The organism is Cardiobacteriaceae bacterium TAE3-ERU3, from assembly GCA_019218315.1.
Classification (GTDB): domain Bacteria; phylum Pseudomonadota; class Gammaproteobacteria; order Cardiobacteriales; family Cardiobacteriaceae; genus JAHUUI01.
The window spans coordinates 359,033-376,421 of the sequence record JAHUUI010000001.1; the positions used below are offsets into that span (position 1 = coordinate 359,033).

General features: G+C 49.6%; 20 protein-coding genes. 13 read left to right on the plus strand and 7 right to left on the minus strand.

Going from position 1 to position 17,389, the window contains the following annotated elements; genetic code table 11:
• The first annotated feature begins 219 nt into the window (after positions 1-219).
• The 6 genes from KRX19_01605 to KRX19_01630 all read left to right on the plus strand — a co-directional run bounded on the left by KRX19_01605 (position 220) and on the right by KRX19_01630 (position 4,293).
• Positions 220-1,263, plus strand: a complete 1,044-nt coding sequence (locus KRX19_01605; protein MBV7433706.1) for a hypothetical protein — start codon at positions 220-222, stop codon at positions 1,261-1,263.
• A gap of 54 nt (positions 1,264-1,317) precedes the next feature.
• Positions 1,318-1,812, plus strand: a complete 495-nt coding sequence (locus KRX19_01610) for a DUF2846 domain-containing protein (protein MBV7433707.1) — start codon at positions 1,318-1,320, stop codon at positions 1,810-1,812.
• 111 nt (positions 1,813-1,923) lie between these two features.
• Entirely contained in the window at positions 1,924-3,159 is a 1,236-nt protein-coding gene (locus tag KRX19_01615) for a DUF819 family protein (protein MBV7433708.1), read from the plus strand.
• 22 nt (positions 3,160-3,181) lie between these two features.
• The gene (locus KRX19_01620) at positions 3,182-3,472 is read left to right on the plus strand and encodes an ATP phosphoribosyltransferase regulatory subunit (protein MBV7433709.1); all 291 of its coding nucleotides are present in this window, start codon (positions 3,182-3,184) and stop codon (positions 3,470-3,472) included.
• 73 nt (positions 3,473-3,545) lie between these two features.
• Positions 3,546-3,710 (plus strand): hypothetical protein, encoded by a 165-nt coding sequence (locus KRX19_01625; protein MBV7433710.1) that lies wholly within the window; start codon positions 3,546-3,548, stop codon positions 3,708-3,710.
• Positions 3,711-3,732: 22 nt separating this feature from the next.
• On the plus strand, positions 3,733-4,293 hold the full coding sequence (locus KRX19_01630; protein MBV7433711.1) for a hypothetical protein: 561 nt from the start codon (positions 3,733-3,735) through the stop codon (positions 4,291-4,293).
• Between the two features lie 62 nt (positions 4,294-4,355).
• On the opposite strand, the gene ahpF is transcribed toward KRX19_01630, so the two are convergent.
• The gene (ahpF, locus tag KRX19_01635; protein ID MBV7433712.1) at positions 4,356-5,918 is read right to left on the minus strand and encodes an alkyl hydroperoxide reductase subunit F; all 1,563 of its coding nucleotides are present in this window, start codon (positions 5,916-5,918) and stop codon (positions 4,356-4,358) included.
• Between the two features lie 149 nt (positions 5,919-6,067).
• The gene (gene ahpC, locus KRX19_01640; protein ID MBV7433713.1) at positions 6,068-6,631 is read right to left on the minus strand and encodes a peroxiredoxin; all 564 of its coding nucleotides are present in this window, start codon (positions 6,629-6,631) and stop codon (positions 6,068-6,070) included.
• A gap of 165 nt (positions 6,632-6,796) precedes the next feature.
• On the opposite strand from ahpC, the gene KRX19_01645 reads away from it, so the two are divergent.
• The 5 genes from KRX19_01645 (at position 6,797) to KRX19_01665 (ending at position 10,086) form a co-directional block, all read left to right on the plus strand.
• Positions 6,797-7,720 carry a LysR family transcriptional regulator gene (locus KRX19_01645; protein ID MBV7433714.1) on the plus strand — a complete coding sequence of 308 codons (924 nt, stop codon included), beginning with the start codon at positions 6,797-6,799 and terminating at the stop codon, positions 7,718-7,720.
• A complete protein-coding gene (gene cysZ / locus KRX19_01650; GenBank protein ID MBV7433715.1) occupies positions 7,720-8,436 on the plus strand; it encodes a sulfate transporter CysZ in 717 nt (238 codons plus the stop codon). The genes KRX19_01645 and cysZ overlap by 1 nt, the downstream gene beginning before the upstream one ends.
• A gap of 11 nt (positions 8,437-8,447) precedes the next feature.
• Entirely contained in the window at positions 8,448-9,095 is a 648-nt protein-coding gene (gene grxB, locus KRX19_01655) for a glutaredoxin 2 (protein ID MBV7433716.1), read from the plus strand.
• 129 nt (positions 9,096-9,224) lie between these two features.
• The gene (locus KRX19_01660) at positions 9,225-9,557 is read left to right on the plus strand and encodes a metalloregulator ArsR/SmtB family transcription factor (GenBank protein ID MBV7433717.1); all 333 of its coding nucleotides are present in this window, start codon (positions 9,225-9,227) and stop codon (positions 9,555-9,557) included.
• On the plus strand, positions 9,547-10,086 hold the full coding sequence (locus KRX19_01665; protein ID MBV7433718.1) for a rhodanese-like domain-containing protein: 540 nt from the start codon (positions 9,547-9,549) through the stop codon (positions 10,084-10,086). Before KRX19_01660 ends, KRX19_01665 begins: the two co-directional genes overlap by 11 nt.
• 79 nt (positions 10,087-10,165) lie before the next feature.
• On the opposite strand, the gene KRX19_01670 is transcribed toward KRX19_01665, so the two are convergent.
• The gene (locus KRX19_01670) at positions 10,166-10,447 is read right to left on the minus strand and encodes a DUF4282 domain-containing protein (protein MBV7433719.1); all 282 of its coding nucleotides are present in this window, start codon (positions 10,445-10,447) and stop codon (positions 10,166-10,168) included.
• A gap of 110 nt (positions 10,448-10,557) precedes the next feature.
• Positions 10,558-11,562: a class 1 fructose-bisphosphatase gene (fbp, locus tag KRX19_01675; GenBank protein ID MBV7433720.1), complete on the minus strand. Its 1,005-nt coding sequence runs from the start codon at positions 11,560-11,562 to the stop codon at positions 10,558-10,560.
• 115 nt (positions 11,563-11,677) lie between these two features.
• On the opposite strand from fbp, the gene KRX19_01680 reads away from it, so the two are divergent.
• Together KRX19_01680 and KRX19_01685 are read left to right on the plus strand one after the other, a co-directional pair.
• The gene (locus KRX19_01680; GenBank protein ID MBV7433721.1) at positions 11,678-12,415 is read left to right on the plus strand and encodes a rhomboid family intramembrane serine protease; all 738 of its coding nucleotides are present in this window, start codon (positions 11,678-11,680) and stop codon (positions 12,413-12,415) included.
• Positions 12,416-12,467: 52 nt separating this feature from the next.
• A complete protein-coding gene (locus KRX19_01685; protein MBV7433722.1) occupies positions 12,468-12,878 on the plus strand; it encodes a methylglyoxal synthase in 411 nt (136 codons plus the stop codon).
• A 61-nt stretch (positions 12,879-12,939) separates the two neighbouring features.
• Here the strand turns inward: KRX19_01685 and KRX19_01690 are convergent, their stop codons facing one another.
• The 3 genes from KRX19_01690 to KRX19_01700 are packed head-to-tail and all read right to left on the minus strand — an operon-like array spanning position 12,940 to position 17,375.
• Positions 12,940-14,613 carry an AAA family ATPase gene (locus KRX19_01690; GenBank protein MBV7433723.1) on the minus strand — a complete coding sequence of 558 codons (1,674 nt, stop codon included), beginning with the start codon at positions 14,611-14,613 and terminating at the stop codon, positions 12,940-12,942.
• 56 nt (positions 14,614-14,669) lie between these two features.
• On the minus strand, positions 14,670-15,779 hold the full coding sequence (locus KRX19_01695) for an anhydro-N-acetylmuramic acid kinase (protein MBV7433724.1): 1,110 nt from the start codon (positions 15,777-15,779) through the stop codon (positions 14,670-14,672).
• Positions 15,780-15,782: 3 nt separating this feature from the next.
• A complete protein-coding gene (locus KRX19_01700) occupies positions 15,783-17,375 on the minus strand; it encodes a sodium:solute symporter (protein MBV7433725.1) in 1,593 nt (530 codons plus the stop codon).
• Between the last annotated feature and the right edge of the window lie 14 nt (positions 17,376-17,389).

Consider the following 17,389-nt stretch of genomic DNA (forward strand, 5'->3'; position numbering starts at 1 on the left):
AGAATCAAAATCATTTAATTTTCTCGTAAAAAAGTTTACCATTGCGCTGGTTGATGCAGTTCTTCTACAAGGTTGATGAGGGCAACCGAAGAGAAACTGTAAAAAAATTGACCAAACCAATCGAGGCGGCCAGTTTATTTCAAATCCACATGCGAAATAATTTATGCAAATCAATGATTGGCCGCAAAAAACCATATAACGATGAAAATGGAGTGCCTTATGAATCACCATCACCCACTGCGTTCAGTTAATGCATTGCTCAACTTGCGCTTCAAGCTTGCAGTGGCTACTTGCCTCGGCCTGCTTTGTTCAGCCTCAGCCTATGCGCACGTCAAGTGGTTTATCGACCCCAATATGCCAGCACCACTTGATTACGTACCTTATTCATGGACGGAACCATACGTATTGGCATGGATTGCAATTGGTCTATGCTTGATTGGCGCTTCTATCTTCCTCGACGATAAATTCCCTGACCCTCCGATCCCAACGCACCGCTTCCGCCATGATGCTATCGTTATCTTGCGCGTATTTACCGGTATGTCGTTCTTTCTCACCGCCTACGATGGCAACCTGATCGCGCCACACATGCCAGCCTATGGCACATTTGGCATGATTCTGCTGTTCTTACAAGGCATCATTGGCCTGTTGTTTATTGCGGACCGCTTTATGTTCCACGCTGCGGCACTGATTTTCGTCCTGCTTCTCGGCGTGCTCATTCAATACGGTTTCCTCAGCGTACTCGAGTACTGCAACCTAATCGGCATCGCGCTGTTCTTTATGTTCAATCACATGCCGTCACTCGCACTGTCTGAAAAATATAAGCCCTACTCCGTCGATATGCTGCGCATATTCACCGGGATTGCGCTGGCGACTCTCGGCGTGACTGAAAAAATCACCGGTGGTGCGCTTGGTCAGGCATTTATTGCTGAATACGGCTGGAACTTTATGCAGCTTGCCGGGTTTGATTTCTTTGATGATCGTCTGTTCGTACTCTCGGCTGGCGTCATGGAAGTTATCTTCGGGATTATCCTTATTCTCGGTACGACCACACGCGTCAATACGCTGGTTGTCTCGTCTTTCATGCTTGCATCCAATACCGTCTTCCTCGTGATTGGCGATAACCCATCTGCACTGATGGAACTCGTCGGGCATATGCCAATCATCGGCTCAGCATTAATTCTGATCTTGCTTGGCTACGGACAACGCCTAAAAATCACCAATCTATGGCGTAAAAAAGAACAATCAGGCATAGCTGCTCACTAACTTTGAAGCCTGCACAAGCTCGCACTTGTGCAGGCACACCAACCGGAAAGCACCATGAACATCAATCTGCGCCATCCACCGTTTATTTACTGGAGTATCGGCTGCATACTGGTTGGCGTATTGGCAGCGCCGCTGTTTTATGACGCCAAACCCGAAGACCACAGCACTCACTTCAACCACGATCACTCCATGGCACACGGCAATATTGAGGTTGACCCCAACTTGCCCATTCCGTCGCTCGATCTGGAAGTCACGCCTGATGCCATGTCTGGCTGGAATCTCACCGTCAATCCGCACAATTTCACGTTCACCCCGGAGAACATCAATCGCCAGCCGATAGCGAACGAAGGCCATGCGCATATTTACATCAACGGGCAAAAGCTCACCCGCCTCTACGGCAAGCACTATCATCTCTCAACGCTGCTGCCTGGTGAATACGATATATCCGTCTCACTCAATGCCAACGACCACTCAACTTACACCCACAATGGCGAGCCGATCCAAGCCACCAAGCGCATCCGTCAGCTCATTACGCCACCATCAGGATAAATAGTTGTAGGTGCTGATAAATCACGCACTCTATTTTCAGCTATAATTGCGCTTTTTGTGTGCCGTAGCCACTGCGTATCAGCACACATCGCCCAGCACAAAAGTAATTATATGCCTCAACCAATCATCACCACCGTTCCAGCCGCTTTTGGCGTCCTGATGGGCATCATCGGCCTGATTTTCTATACTTCCGGTTTGCAAAGCCGCTTTTGGCAGCGTTTTTACGCCGTCATACCAGCCATTGTGCTGTGCTGCTTCATTCCAGCCGGGCTAAATACCAGCGGCCTGATCGAGCCAGAAATAGGCAAAACCATTTACCGCTTTAGCGCCACCTGGCTATTGCCAGCGGCACTGTTTCTCATGACGCTCTCGATGGACGTCCCGCGCTTGATGCGCCTCGGCTGGAAAGTACTGGCGATGTTCTTTGCCGCGAGCATTGCGATCATGCTGTGCGGGCCTCTTGCACTATGGACCTACAAGCTGATTGATCCTTCCGCATTTACCGATGATACGCTGTGGCGCGGATTTTCCACCGTTGCAGGTAGCTGGATTGGTGGCGCAGCCAATCAGGTCGCGATGAAAGAATTGTTCAACGTTGACGACAACCTATTCGGCACCATGATTTTGGTCGACACCACCAACGCCTCGCTGTGGCTGTTCGCCATTTTTATGATCGCCAAAAATGCACCGCGTATCGATCGCTGGCTGCGCGCGGATACCAGCACCATCGATCGCCTGATTGAAGAAGTGGAGAAAGACAGCCAAAATCACGCACGCCCAACCACCCTGCGTGATTTTATGCTCATCATAGGGCTAACCTTCTTCATCGCCGGTATTGCCGCAACCATCGGGCAAAGCATTGCCAGCTATTTTGCGCAAACCTCATGGGCTGCGCAGTACAGCTTTCACAGCACCTTTTTCTGGATGGTGATCGTCACCACGCTATGCGGCATCGGCCTATCCTTCACTCCAGCGCGGAAGCTTGATTACGTCGGCGCCTCAAAACTCGGCACCGTCTTTATTTATATATTGATCGCCGCTATCGGTATTCAAATTGACCTACGCGGCATCAGCGCACACTGGCAATTATTGCTGGTTGGCACTGGCTGGATCGCGCTTCATGTTGCGCTGCTGTTCGTCATTGCGCGGATTATCCGCGCACCAGTGTTTTTCCTCTGCGTCGCGTCCAACGCCAATACCGGTGGTGCATCCTCAGCGCCAATTGTCGCCACCGCATTTCATCCATCACTCGCGCCAGTCGGCGTTTTGCTCGGGATTCTTGGCTATGCGATCGGCACTTTTGGCGGCTATATCTCTACACAACTGATGCGTATCATGGTGCAATAACTTTACCCTCATAGGAAAAAACATGAATACAAGGCACATCATCGCCAGTCTGTTCTGCCTCGGGTTAACGCTATCAGCCCATGCCGATATGCATCCCGCACCGCTTCCTGAAGAAGCCACCCGCATTGAGAACATCAGCGAAGCCGACCTAATTGGCACGTGGAGCTTTGAAGAAGACATCCCCTACGCCAAGGTTATCAACTACAGCGAGATCCGCGCCGACCACACAAGCACCGACGACACGCTGGTCACCGCGCAAACCGGTGAGACCGTCAAAAGTCCTGCAAACATTTACTTGGGCGTACGATCCTGACACGCAAATATTCAGCCAGAGAGTAGAAGAACTGAAACAATCAGTTAACGGTGCTCCCTTTGAACAACTTCCTGTGGAAAACGAATACACACAACTGACACTAACCATGTGGCTGGTTGATGGTGAGCGCATACTCGGCCTGAGTGAAGAATATGGCGACACTCTCTACTACACGGAAGTGACCAAAGAAAATATGCCAAAAACCATAGAAGCCGCATACATTGAAGCAGCGCAATAATGGCAATGATCAACGGAACAATATGAGCATAAAACACATCCTTGTCAGCCTGTTCAGCCTTGCGTTGATCGCACCTACACACGCAGAAACACTATCCGCACCACTACCAGAAAATGCAGTCCGAATTGAAAGCATTGGTGAGGCTGATCTGATTGGTCAATGGCGCCATGAAGAAGAAATGGCTGATGTCGTCTCTATCGATCGCGATGGCCACATCCACACCGCCAGTAGATACATGGAAGCAGGCGTCTCTAACGCAACATATCTTGAAAACCTGACCATCCGCGCCGACCATACCGCCACGGATAACATCACCGTCGATACTCAAATCGGTGATACGCTGAATAGTGAATTGGTATTCAACTGGGCATATAGCCCCGAAACGCATGAACTAACCATGTCCTCGGTATCATTTACTGAATCCGTCAACGGTGCGCCGAATCAGATGAAACCGCAGCCGCCTGAAACAACTGCCGAAATCACGATGTCGATGCTTGACGACCTGCGCATCCTCGGTTTGAATCCAGAATATGGCAACACCATTTATTACACTGAAATAACTGATAATATCAAAGCCAAATAAAATTCAGAGTAATGAAAAATGCCGGTCGAAACCGGCATTTTTCATTACATAGCAAAAATAATTTACAAACGAATCAGATAATCAAATGCAGACAGTGCGGCGGTTGCACCCGAGCCCATCGCAATGACGATTTGCTTGTAAGGCACCGTGGTCACGTCCCCACAGGCAAAAATGCCCGGTACGTTGGTCTCGCCTTTGGCATTGATTTCAATTTCGCCAAAGCGGGTCTTGCTCACGCCACTTTCTTCACCGACAAATTCACTGTTCGGCACCAAACCAATTTGTACGAAGACGCCGTCCAATGCGAGATCGGTATGCTCTTCGTTGTCACGGTTCTGGTATTTAAGTGCGACAACTTTGCCGCCTTCAGCCTTGATTTCCTTGGTTGCAGCGTTGGTGTACACGTCGATATTGTCGCGCTTTGCCATGGCATCGACCAAGACTTTATCAGCTTTCAGCTCAGGCATGAATTCAAATACACTGACGTGCTTGACGATACCGGCCAGATCCAGCGCAGCTTCGACACCTGAATTACCACCCCCGATAACGGCAACGTGCTTGCCTTTAAAGAACGGGCCATCGCAGTGCGGGCAATAGGCAACGCCGTTACCGAGGTTCTCTTTCTCACCCGGTACGCCAAGCTCACGCCATTTAGCACCACTGGCAACAATAACCGTCTTAGTATCGATCTTTTCACCGGTCTTGAGTACGATCTGATGCTGACCTTCGCCACGAATGAGCTTATCGACGCTGAGATTTTCGCGGATAGTGACCGGATAGGATTGCAAGTGGGTGTGCAGTTTTCCGGCAAGTTCAGGGCCGGTGGTTTTGGTCACAGAAATCAGGTTCTCAATATCCATGGTATCTTTAACCTGTCCGCCGATACGGTCAGCGATCAAGGTCACTGCAAGGCCTTTACGCGCTGCGTAAATAGCCGCTGAGACACCAGCCGGGCCACCGCCGATAACAGTAACATCCTGCAATGGCAATGATGATGCACTACTGCCGTAATCACGTACTTCCGGGTAGCGCTCAAGCAATTTATCAACCAGCTTGGCTGTGTCGATTTTGCCGTTGGCAAATGGTTCGCCGTTCAAAAATACCGCAGGGACGCCTTGAATATTATTGGCTTCGACCTGCTCTTGGAACAGTCCACCATCAATCATTTCGTTGCTGATGTTGTCGTTAAGTAATGCAAACTGATTCAGCGCCTGCACGACATCCGGGCAATTGTGGCAAGACAGCGAGACGTAAGTCTGGAACTTCAGCTCATGATCAATACCGGCAATCAGTGATTGAATAGATGGATCGAGCTTGAGTTCACTGCCACCTGCTTGTAGCAGTGCAAGGATCAGCGAGCTGAACTCATGCCCACCAGGAATACCGCTGAATACGATACCGGTATCGCCTTTTTCATTGTCCAAACGGAAGCTGACGCCACTCGGCAAGCTGATATCGCCGCTTTCATCGAGAATGATGTTGTCTGATACGCTGGCAATATCGCGTAGGAAAGCGAGCAGTTCATCGCGCTTTTCATGCGCGCCAGTGCCGGTCACAAGGGTAACGGGGGAAGTAATTCTTTCGGCGTATTGTTTTACTGCGCCTAACGTTTCTTTATCTATCATTTGTTTTACCTATCATATATACCTTTTAAAGCCGGTCATGGACCGGCTTTGAGTTGATTTGGGGCATTCTAAAATGCTGGTCAAACCAGCCAGCACCGCGGCTGTTGCCACGAAGGGCTGTTTGGCGATGCTGGTGGCTGAGCACAGATTTAGATTTTACCGACCAGATCAAGGCTTGGCTTGAGGGTTTCCTGACCTTCTTCCCAAGCTGCCGGGCATACTTCGCCGTCGTTTTCACGAACGTATTGTGCTGCTTTGACTTTGCGAACCATGTCTTTAGCGCTACGGCCGATGCCGCCATCGTGCAATTCAGCAACTTTGATCAAGCCATCAGGGTCGACGAGGAAAGTGCCGCGCTCTGCAAGGCCGTCTGACTCGATCATGACGTCAAAGCCGCGAGCGAGTACGCCAGTTGGGTCGCCAAGCATTGGGTAAGTAATTTTGCCGATTGCTTCAGAAGTGTCGTGCCATGCTTTGTGTACGAAGTGAGTATCACAAGAGACAGAATAAACTTCTACGCCCAAGCTCTGCAGTGCGTCATACTGCTTAGCCATATCTTCCAATTCAGTTGGGCAAACGAAGGTGAAATCAGCTGGGTAGAAAATGAAGATTGCCCACTTGCCGAGCACGTCTTCATGGGTCACTGTTTTGAACTCACCATTGTGAAAAGCTTGAACAGTAAATTCTGGTATAGATTTATTAATGATGGACATATTTACACTCCGTTAAAATAAAAGTTATCATAAATTTCAAATTCATTATACGCTGATTTTTTGATGATAAAATTTCAAAGTATTTAAATCAGGATTTAATTTTTCTTATTATAGAAATAGAATGTTTTTTATCACCCTATTACTTTACTATTTTTGGATGTCATCATGATTACTTTACGTCAAATCCAATTCGCCCTTGCCGTCTCACGTCATCGCCATTTTAAGCGCGCTGCGGATGAATGCAAGGTATCCCAGTCTGCACTGAGCCTCGGCATTGCCGAGATGGAAAAAAACCTCGGTGTGATTATTTTTGAACGTAACAACAAGCAAGTCGTGATTACACCGATCGGTGCAGAGCTCCTTGAGCGCGCACAAAAGGTTTATCTCGATGCACAGCAGCTTGTTGAACGCGCCAAGGCCAGCGATGATGTGCTCAGCTTTGGTATGGCGATCGGATTTATCCCGACCGTTGCACCTTATCTATTACCTAAAGCACTGCCGGCCATTCGTGAAAACTACCCTGACTTCAATATGGATATTCACGAAGACCTCACCGATCGCCTGCTTAACGACGTGCACAACGGCACGCTGGATGCTGCGGTTATTGCCCAGCCATATGACGTGCCCGGGCTGACCGCACTAGAATTTGCCGAAGAAAATTTCTACGTGATGGTGCCGCGTAACCATCCATTGGCCGAGAAGGATCAGCTCACCAGCAGACAGCTGCAAAGTGCGGAACTACTGCTGCTTGGCGAAGGCCACTGCTTGAAAGACCAAATCATGGAAATTTGCAAATTCAGCAAAGAGCAGGGCAAGAGCCGCATTCGCCATGCCAGCCTCAATACCCTGATGCAAATGAGCTTGAATGATATGGGCCTGACGTTCGTACCAGAAATGGCGCTGCCTTACCTTAACCATATGAAAGACCGGGTTGCGTTTATTCCATTGTCCGTCAGAGGGCCTCATCGCCGCCTAGCACTGGTGACCCGCCCAAATTATCCTCGACTCAACGAGCTCGAGACTCTCGGCAAGCTGTTTAAAAACATACTGCGCCAGGAAGCCACAGCCCACCAAGAGACGGATGCCTAATGCGAGCTTTATCAGCATTAGTAGAAGGTTTCTCTTGGCTCTCTCGCCCCGGCCTGCGCAAGTTTGTGTGGATACCGCTGACGATTAACGTACTCGTATTTGCCGGTGCAACATGGGGGTTCATCTACTATCTCGATAGTGTGATGGATCACTTCATGCCGGCCGAGTCGTGGCTGAACTATCTGCGCTGGATTTTATGGCCGCTGCTGGCTGTGATGTTTGGCATTATCGTGTTCTATACCTTTAGCCTGATTGCCAACATCATTGCCGCACCATTTAACGGCTTCCTCTCAGCAGCCGTCGAACGCATGGAAACCGGTATCGAGCCTGATTCAGGCATGAGCCTTGCGCAAGAAGCATGGGTCACTATTGGTCAGGAAATTCGCAAGACGGTGTTTTTCCTTATCCGAGCCATTCCACTGGTCATTCTCAGCTTTATTCCGGTCATCAACATTGCTGCGCCATTTTTATGGTTCGCCTACTCTTCATGGGTCAGCTACTTGCAGTATATGGACTACCCGATGGCCAACCACGGCATTCGCTTCGATGATCAGCGCCGGCGCTTGCGCGGTAAGCCTCTCGACACCTTCAGCTTTGGTGGCCTCTCAACCCTGATGATGATGGTGCCGGTACTCAATCTGTTTGCCATGCCTGTGTCCGTCATCGGAGCCACTTTGCACTGGTGCCGCAGTGTCCGCCATACATCCCCTTTTTAAGGAGCACGTATATGAAGCTTTATTACTATGATCATTGCCCATTCTGCACACGCGCACGCATGATATTTGGCTTCCGCAACATCCCGGTTGACAGTGAAATTCTTGCCAATGACGATGAAGAAACGCCAAACCGACTCATTGGCAAAAAAATGCTGCCTATCTTGGTGAAAGAAGATGGCACAGCCATGGGCGAAAGTCTGGATATCGTCAAGTACGTCAATCAATTGGCTGAACAACCCATTGATGAAGACGTCCGTCCAGCATTGAACGACCTACTCGATAAAATCAACAAATACGCTATTTACCTGATTTTGCCACGCAGTTCAAAAATTGACTTTGCGGAGTTTGCCACCCCATCTGCAGTGGACTACTACACCAAAAAGAAAACAGAAACTGTTGGCGACTTCGACGCGCAAATTGCGCGCAGCGATGAATACATTGCCAAACTTGATGAAGACCTCAAGGCGCTCGATGCCCTTATTCTTAGCACAGACGCAGCGAACGGCAAAGCGCCAAGCATGGAAGACATCCTCATTTTCCCTATCCTGCGTAACTTGACTACGGTCAAAGGCATTAATTGGCCGGATGGCATCCGCGACTATCTGGATAGTATCAGCAGGCAAACAGCCATCTCACTGCTGTTTGATCACGCAATCTAGACGAGCGCACTCAAAATACCAAGCCAACCCCACGGGGTTGGCTTTTTTGTTTCTGAGCACAGCTCACTCTGTAATGTTATTTTTGCATCATATGCTCATAACATCATAATATTGTAATATCATATATAAATGAATAAAGATTCTACAATCAATGATATGAGTAATGACATCCCGGCCAAGGCGACAGAAGTAGCCAATCTATTGAAACTGATTAGCAATCCGCACCGTCTAACCGTACTTTGCGCGTTAACAGAGCAACCGATGAACGTCACCGCACTCACCGAGCTTGCCGATATCAACCAAACTGCAATGTCCAACCATCTGGCGCGGCTGCGCTCAGCCGGCATTATTGATTATCACCGTAAGCACCGTGAATTGATTTATGAATTGAGTGACCCACGGGTAGCGAAAGTGCTGACCCTGCTGCATGACCTTTATTGTAAGGAGAATAATGATGAGTAACGTTCGGACAATTGATGCTTCATCTTTGGCTGAGAAGCTACAGCGCGGCGAAGTGCTGCTTATTGATGTGCGTGAAGCTGCTGAATTTGCCGAGTGCCACATACCCAATGCCATCTCATTGCCACTAACCAACATTGAGCCACATTTTGTCCAGCTTTCAGGAGAAACGCGGACTTTGGTTTTCCAATGCCAAAAGGGCAAGCGTGGTGAGTTGGCCGCTGAACAAGCTCTCGTAAAAGTGCCCGGGAATAAAGAGATTTACAACCTGACTGGCGGCATCGAGGCTTGGCAACAAGCTGCATTGCCAGTCGTCTCCACTCAATCAGGCGGGAAAAAGACCTTGCCACTTAATCGTCAGGTATTTATCGCAGTGGGTAGCTTGATCTTTATCGGCTCATTGCTCGCCATTGCAGGGATAAAGGCCGGTGCAATCTTGACGCTATTCGTTAGCTGCGGACTACTGGTTGCAGGCTTTACCGGCTGGTGCGGCATGGCACTGCTGCTGCAAAAAATGCCATGGAATCGCTAACTACAGCAGCCCATAAAAAAGCCAACCGTATCGGTTGGCTTTAAAGTTAGCGGCTCCTATGAAATAGCAGCACCACTAATTACAGCTTGTTTTTGTCGCGGATTGCTTCGAGATTTTCATTGATACGGAAGAAAATCATGATTAATTCGCACCATACGCGCGCCATGATGATGCCTAAAATGATGGAGAATAAGCCAGAAAGGAATCCGGCAAAAGTAAACCCACCACCATAGCGGCTCCCCATACCTGAGAACATTAGGCCAATGCCTCCCAAGACGGAAAAGATAATGATCAGCCAGTAAAGTACGACAATAGCCCGCGGCGTAATGAATTTATCAAAAGTAAAGAGTGACTTAAGCATAGTATTTCCATATTAAATTGAAGCGAAACGTTTCTTGCAGCACGTCCTTGGATCCAGCCACATAAAAACGTTTCTCATTTTACTATAATTTAATCACCAAATTAACTGGATTAATCCGGGAAATCACTCATAAATTTCATTGCATTTTCAACCATATTTTTAGAGCCGATAAACAGTGGTACGCGCTGGTGCAGCTCGGTTGGCTCTATATCGAGAATACGGCGGTAGCCATCGGTAGCCATGCCGCCAGCCTGCTCAGCAAGAAATGCCATTGGGTTACATTCATAGAGTAGGCGCAATTTGCCATTTGGATAGCTGGTTGCAGACGGATAAATGTAGATACCACCTTTAATCATATTGCGGTGAAAGTCCGATACCAAAGAGCCGATATAGCGCGATTTATACGGACGATCAGTAGCAGCATCTTCTTCCTGACAATACTTGAGGTATTTCTTTACCCCCAATGGGAATTTGAGGTACTGGCCTTCGTTGATTGAGTAAATGCTGCCATCTTCGGGAATATGTACCGCTTCTTGAGACAAGCCAAAAATGCCAACGGTTGGGTCGTACGTGAAGCTGTGAACACCATTGCCAGTGGTATAAACCAACATGGTTGAAGAGCCGTAAACGACGTAACCAGCCGCAACCTGACGGTTACCTGGTTGTAAAAAGTCCTCCAACGTGACCGGCCCACCAACTGGCGATAAGCGGCGATACACAGAGAAGATCGTACCTACCGCAACGTTGACATCAATATTCGATGAACCATCCAGTGGATCAGTTAGGATAACGTACTTGGCATTGCGCCCTTTTTCACTCTCAAAGATAACGATATCGTCTTCTTCTTCCGAGGCAAATCCGGCAACATCATCGCGGGCAAGAAAAGCATTTTTCAGCGTATTGTGGGCAATGACATCCAGCTTTTGTTGCGCTTCCCCCTGAACGTTATCTGATCCGGCTTCACCAAGAAAATCCTGAATCAGCCCGGCTTTGTTAATATCGCGATGCAGTACTTTTGCCGCGAGCCGTAAAGCGGATAAGATGCCGGTTAGATCACCTTTGGCATCGGGATACTGGTTTTGCTTTTCAACGATAAATTCACCAAGACTTCTCATTGCCCATGCTCCTAATTAGTTGCCAATTGTGCTTATTGTAACGCCCATATACAAAAAGCAGCAATCTCTCAGCCTTGGTATTATGATGCAGCCAAAATATTTGACAGGAGACCTCATGACCCTTGCCGAGTCTTTCAAGCGTGCACCGCTTGCCGTATCACTGGCTGGCAGCTTTGTATTGATCTTTGTGCTTCAGGTGCTAACCGGCATAGACATCAATGACCCGGCTCTTGATGATCTCGAACGCTGGGGCGCAAATGCATTTCCACTGACCATGGGTAGTGAGCCGTGGCGCTTGATTTCCAGCGCTTTTATCCATGCCGGGCTAACGCATTTGGTGTTTAATGCGCTGGCGATGTATGTCTTTGGTCTCGCAGCCGAGCCGTTATTCGGCCATGCGCGCTTTCTCGCCATATTCCTACTATCAGCGGTTGGGGGCGGGCTGCTCAATAGTTACCTAACTTGGCACGCGCTACTCGATGGCGAACCGTACTATATTGCCGTGGGTGCATCTGGAGGCATTATGGGGCTTGGTGCAGCTCTGACGCTGGCTGCTTTGAGTAAATTGCCACTCAAAGACTCGCAGCTCAATACCCGTGCATTAATTGTGCTGATGGGCATCAACATTGGCTATGGCTTTTTAATGCCGGGGATCGATAACGCTGCGCATATTGGCGGCGCATTGACCGGCGCGCTGATCGCTTTGGCCTTCATCGCCGGATACAAATTGCGTAATCAGTGGATAAGTTGGGTTGCCATTGCACTAACAGGCTTAGGCTTTTATTGGTACTGGCATAGCCTGCATGAAGAAATCGTCTCTGAATTAGCACGCTACGGACAAACATTAACATAAGCACCCGCACACATAACTTAAATCTATTCTGCTCATATAAGGAGAGAGAACAATGGCATATTCCAATCCCCGTATCGCATTGGTTGCCCACGATGCGCGTAAAGACGCCATGATTGAATGGGCGCGCAAGCACGAAGCATGGCTCAGCCAATGCCCGCTATTCACGACTGGCACCACTGGCAAGCGTATTGAAGAAGCGACCAGTTTGAAAGTCACACGGATGCTTTCTGGCCCACTCGGCGGCGACCAGCAAATCGGTGCAATGATCGCAGAAGGTCGGCTCGACGTGCTGATTTTCTTTTACGATCCGCTATCAGCCGTCCCGCATGATGTAGACGTCAAAGCATTACTGCGCATTTCGACGGTCTATCATATTGCTGTTGCCATGAATGAGCGTACTGCCGACTTGCTGGTACGCGGCTTGGCTGAGGAAAAAGGATTGCAGAGCAAGACAACCTGCTAATCCCCAGCTACAACGCATTCAAATAGAAAATGACGTTAAGCGCTTACTGTATAGATACTATTTACTCGCCACGCCGTACACAAAACAATAAAGCACGCTTAATGTCATTATAGCTATGCTCACCATTAAGGGCTTCATATAGAGGCTTGAGTCGCAGCGGTTCATCAGCAGGCTGCGCAGCAAGTAGCGGCTCAAGCTTGGCAACCAGCGAATCATCACGTTGCACAAAGGTGGTCAGCTCTATCTCAGGATCATCTTTCAAATCATTGAGGTGGCCGATGATCGTGCCAATCTGAATACCTCGTTGCTCAGCAACCTCTTCAACGGTTTTGCCTTCAAGCAGCAATTTTTTGGTGATCATGTGGGTCGGGATTTTTTCCTGCTTCATTTTTGCTGCGGCAATCTTGCCTGGGTCAGTCTCTCCTCCGCTGCGGTGAATAAAGCCATCCCATTCATTTTGTAGTTCATGCAAAGGAAGCGCTGCATCGTGTTGCTCAGACAGCGCACGAAAGCGTTCATCAGCTTTAAGTGCCAATGGCTCAAGGGTCAGCGCCATATCATTCATGCCAAGCAGGCGTAGTCCATCGATATGTTTTAACCGCGACAACGCAACATACCCTTGCCCACATTCAAAAGTCTTCGCCAAATCCACGCTCGCTTCATCCAGCGTCATACCTTGGCTTTTGTGTACAGTAATGGCCCATGCCAGGCGCAGCGGCACTTGCTCAACACTTGCCAAGACCTTGCCGCGCTCATCCTCAACCTGCCATTTTTCTGCATCAGCATAGACTTCACGCCCGTCGAGCAGGCGCACTCGCGCCACACCCTCACCATTAAAACCAATCACTTCACCAAGCGTACCGTTAAAGGTTTCTTTCTCCGGATTGTTTTTGACGAACATCACTTTCGCTCCAGCTTTCAAGGTCAGCTCTTCTGGTGCAAGAATATTGCGCGCCAAGGTATCAGCCAATACTTCATTGCCCTTTTTAACTGCAGTGTAGGTATGCGCTTCACCAACCATCGCAGCCAGTTCACGGGCGTTGATATTGTCCACATTGGCATTGTGCGGATAGAGGTGCGGGAAGTGCTCGGCAGCGGCCATGCCTTCATCCAATTTGCCTTGGATTAATGCTTGTGAGGCATCGGAAATGGATTGGTTGCGGATGTCGTTAAGTAAGCGGTTAAGCTGGTTATCTTCAGCACGGTGCTGCTCGGTTAGATAACACACCTGTGGGCTGGCCGCGACCCACGCACCGGACATAAAGCAAAACTTATCAGCCGCACGCTGCTCTTCACGGGTCACCGGCGGTAGCTGAAAAAAGTCACCGGAAAAGACCACTTGAATACCGCCAAATGGCAACTCGTTACCTTTGAAATGCTGCAATACCCGGTTAACCAACTCAAACTGACGGCGGTGCAGCATCGATATCTCATCAATGATCAAGACTTGCACCATATCCATTTTCTTGCGCATGTACTGCTTGTCGGATAGCGCTTTGAGCTGTGCATCATTTAATGCATCGCGAATCCCGATGCCACTCCACGAATGAATCGTCATGCCATTCATATGCGTCGCGGCGATGCCCGTGCTCGCAGTAATCGCGACAGCGACCTGCCGCTCCTGCAAGTAGTCGATGTACTGATTGAGGCAATAGGTTTTGCCGCTACCCGCCGAACCGGTCAGAAACACATTCCTGCCCGACTTCAAAATCGCCAACGCTTTTTCTTGATTCATCGCTCTGCCGTGAAAAATATTGGCTTCATCTTAGCGGGTGCGCAGCGGTGTGTCGATCACGCGGCCGGATAGAGTACGCCAAGGACCGCCGGACGTGATGCGCCCGTTACTTCGGGCACGTTGCCCGGCAAGCGCTGCTCAAAGCGGTAAGCGAGCCATGCAAATGCCATTGCTTCCATATAGTCGCTACTGACGCCATGATCATCAGTACGCGAGACGTCCCAATCCGGCAATAGTTCGCGCAAGCGCTGCATCAGCAGTGGATTACGCGCGCCGCCACCGCACACCAGTATTTGCGCATGCTCGCCACTGTGCCACTGAGTAATCTGCGCAGCAATGGTCACCGCTGTGTACTCACACAAAGTGCGCTGCACATCTGCAGCAGAAGTATCAATACCGTTTAATTGCGCAGCTAACCACGCCTTACTGAACAATTCACGGCCGGTACTTTTCGGCGCGGATCGTGCCAACCACGGTTCTTGCAGCAGCTTATCGAGCAATACTTGATTGACCTCGCCTTGCTGCGCTAGGTGCGCATCGCGGTCATAATGCTCGCCACTTTGCTGCTGATACCAGCTATCCATCAGCATATTGCCGGGGCCGGTATCGTAGCCGAGTACTGGCTGCCCAGGGCGCAATACGGTGATATTGGCAATGCCTCCTATATTGAGCACGACCACGCTGGAATCAGGCGAGCCAAATAATGTGTGGTGAAAAGCGGGCACGAGCGGCGCACCCTGCCCACCTAAAGCGACATCTTTGCGGCGAAAATCAGCGACTGTATCGATGCCGGTACGTGCGGCGATGATATTGGCGTCACCAATCTGCATGGTGAATGGGTGCTCACCATCCGGCTGATGCCAGACTGTCTGGCCGTGACATCCGATTGCCCGTACGCTGTTGCGATCAATTTGATGCTCATCGAGTAGGTGATTAACCGCCGCTGCAAACAAGCAGCCGAGCGCTCGGTCAAGTTCGCCTACCGCTTGCAGCGACTGTGGCTCACCGCTGCAAGCTGCCAAAATGTCTGCCTTGAGTTCAGCCGGCATAGCGTATTCACTTTGCGCAACCAGCACAGTTTGTCCGTCTGCCATATCGACCAAAACCACATCAACCCCGTCAAGGCTGGTGCCAGACATCACACCAATATAGTATTTCTGCACCATAGCTTATCCTTTGCTGTTGTACTGTATGCCTGCACTGTTGTTACCGGCAATACAGATCACAAATGCGACAAACGTACCGACACAAAGCTGATATGGGAAGGCGAGATAATGCCCAGCCCACTCAGGATTAACGGCATTCATCACGCTGTCCCACACGTATGGCTGAAGCAGTAGCGTGGTCAAGAAACCAGCGATAAGCGCAATCAATACTGATGTTTCGCTACCACGGCGAGTAAAGATAGCCGTGAAGTACACACCGAGCAGACCGGTATAAGCAAAGACCATAACGCTCAATGCAAAAGAAAGCAGCGACATATCACTATAGCGCTGCCAATAGAAGCACAGCACTGCCATACTGCCCAAAGCAATCGCTGCGATGGCCATGCCAATCCGCCCAGCACGGACGTAATGCTCCTCTGCGTGGACTTTACCACGGTGTTCAGACCACGGACGGTAAATATCCTGTACGGCAACGGACGACATGGAATTGAGGCCAGAGTTCAGCGTGGAAAGCGTCGCCGCGACCACACCAACCGTGACTAATCCACGCAAGCCAGCCGGCATTTCATTGAGTACGTAGTACATAAAGATGGTGATTTTTTCACCGCTGAATGTCTGCTCCACTTCGCCACTACCAGTAATCCCCATCAATTCCGGGCGCTGATAGAAGATATAGAGCAGCAAACCGATGCACATGAACACCAAGACAATCGGAATCGAATAGACGATCGAGTAGATCATCGCTTTAGAGCCTTCTTTGGCATCTTTACAAGTCAGCAAGCGTTGCGTCATGTCCTGATCCAGACCAAAAGCACCAATATTGAGCAAGACGAACCCGGTAATACACGCCCAGAAACTAAACGTACCTTTGGGGCTAAAATCGAGATTAAAGTCGAGCAGGGTCAGCTTTGATGCCTGGCCATTACCGGGATTTTGCAGCGCACTGACGATCTCGCTAAAGCTGGCCGGAATTTGAGTGTATAAATAAAACACCACCGCTACTGCCGCACCGACGTAGACAATCAGCTGAATTAAATCACTCCAAATAACCGAACGAATCCCGCCCATATAGGTATAGGCGAGGCCGATGACCGTGATGATAGCAACCGCACTCACCACGCTTGATGGAGAGATATTGCTGAACAAAATCATCGAAACCGCGATGGCCGCCATATACAAACGCGAACCGGAGGCAAACACGCGCCCGACCAAATACATGATCCCCGCACGGCGCTTTGAGCGCTCACCGAAGCGGGCTTCGAGCAGCTCGTAGACCGTTGCCGCACGCAATTGGTAAAAGCGCGGGATCAAAATCCACGCAACGAATAATGCGCCAAGAATACCGCCGATATTGGTCGCGAGGTAGGTCAGGTTACTGCGATAGCCGGAGTCCGGCCCACCGAGAAACGTTGCCGCTGACTGGGACGTCGCCAATACCGATACGGCAACGACCCACATCGGCATGCTGTTATTGCCCAAAAAGTAATCGCGCGTTGTGGTGATTTTCTTACGGCTAAAGTACCAGCCGATATAAGCAATGAGTGCAAAGTAGGCGACAAAAACCACCCAATCTAACGTCGTAAACAGCGTATTCATCGAGTTATCTCCCC

What these genes read in the sequence shown, in the direction of transcription:
- KRX19_01605 (MBV7433706.1), top strand. Translation starts at nt 220, where the DNA reads ATGAATCACCATCACCCACTGCGTTCAGTTAATGCATTGCTCAACTTG.
- KRX19_01610 (MBV7433707.1), top strand. Translation starts at nt 1,318, where the DNA reads ATGAACATCAATCTGCGCCATCCACCGTTTATTTACTGGAGTATCGGC.
- KRX19_01615 (MBV7433708.1), top strand. Translation starts at nt 1,924, where the DNA reads ATGCCTCAACCAATCATCACCACCGTTCCAGCCGCTTTTGGCGTCCTG.
- KRX19_01620 (MBV7433709.1), top strand. Translation starts at nt 3,182, where the DNA reads ATGAATACAAGGCACATCATCGCCAGTCTGTTCTGCCTCGGGTTAACG.
- KRX19_01630 (MBV7433711.1), top strand. Translation starts at nt 3,733, where the DNA reads ATGAGCATAAAACACATCCTTGTCAGCCTGTTCAGCCTTGCGTTGATC.
- ahpF (MBV7433712.1), bottom strand. Translation starts at nt 5,918, where the DNA reads ATGATAGATAAAGAAACGTTAGGCGCAGTAAAACAATACGCCGAAAGA.
- ahpC (MBV7433713.1), bottom strand. Translation starts at nt 6,631, where the DNA reads ATGTCCATCATTAATAAATCTATACCAGAATTTACTGTTCAAGCTTTT.
- KRX19_01645 (MBV7433714.1), top strand. Translation starts at nt 6,797, where the DNA reads ATGATTACTTTACGTCAAATCCAATTCGCCCTTGCCGTCTCACGTCAT.
- cysZ (MBV7433715.1), top strand. Translation starts at nt 7,720, where the DNA reads ATGCGAGCTTTATCAGCATTAGTAGAAGGTTTCTCTTGGCTCTCTCGC.
- grxB (MBV7433716.1), top strand. Translation starts at nt 8,448, where the DNA reads ATGAAGCTTTATTACTATGATCATTGCCCATTCTGCACACGCGCACGC.
- KRX19_01660 (MBV7433717.1), top strand. Translation starts at nt 9,225, where the DNA reads ATGAATAAAGATTCTACAATCAATGATATGAGTAATGACATCCCGGCC.
- KRX19_01665 (MBV7433718.1), top strand. Translation starts at nt 9,547, where the DNA reads ATGATGAGTAACGTTCGGACAATTGATGCTTCATCTTTGGCTGAGAAG.
- KRX19_01670 (MBV7433719.1), bottom strand. Translation starts at nt 10,447, where the DNA reads ATGCTTAAGTCACTCTTTACTTTTGATAAATTCATTACGCCGCGGGCT.
- fbp (MBV7433720.1), bottom strand. Translation starts at nt 11,562, where the DNA reads ATGAGAAGTCTTGGTGAATTTATCGTTGAAAAGCAAAACCAGTATCCC.
- KRX19_01680 (MBV7433721.1), top strand. Translation starts at nt 11,678, where the DNA reads ATGACCCTTGCCGAGTCTTTCAAGCGTGCACCGCTTGCCGTATCACTG.
- KRX19_01685 (MBV7433722.1), top strand. Translation starts at nt 12,468, where the DNA reads ATGGCATATTCCAATCCCCGTATCGCATTGGTTGCCCACGATGCGCGT.
- KRX19_01690 (MBV7433723.1), bottom strand. Translation starts at nt 14,613, where the DNA reads ATGAATCAAGAAAAAGCGTTGGCGATTTTGAAGTCGGGCAGGAATGTG.
- KRX19_01695 (MBV7433724.1), bottom strand. Translation starts at nt 15,779, where the DNA reads ATGGTGCAGAAATACTATATTGGTGTGATGTCTGGCACCAGCCTTGAC.
- KRX19_01700 (MBV7433725.1), bottom strand. Translation starts at nt 17,375, where the DNA reads ATGAATACGCTGTTTACGACGTTAGATTGGGTGGTTTTTGTCGCCTAC.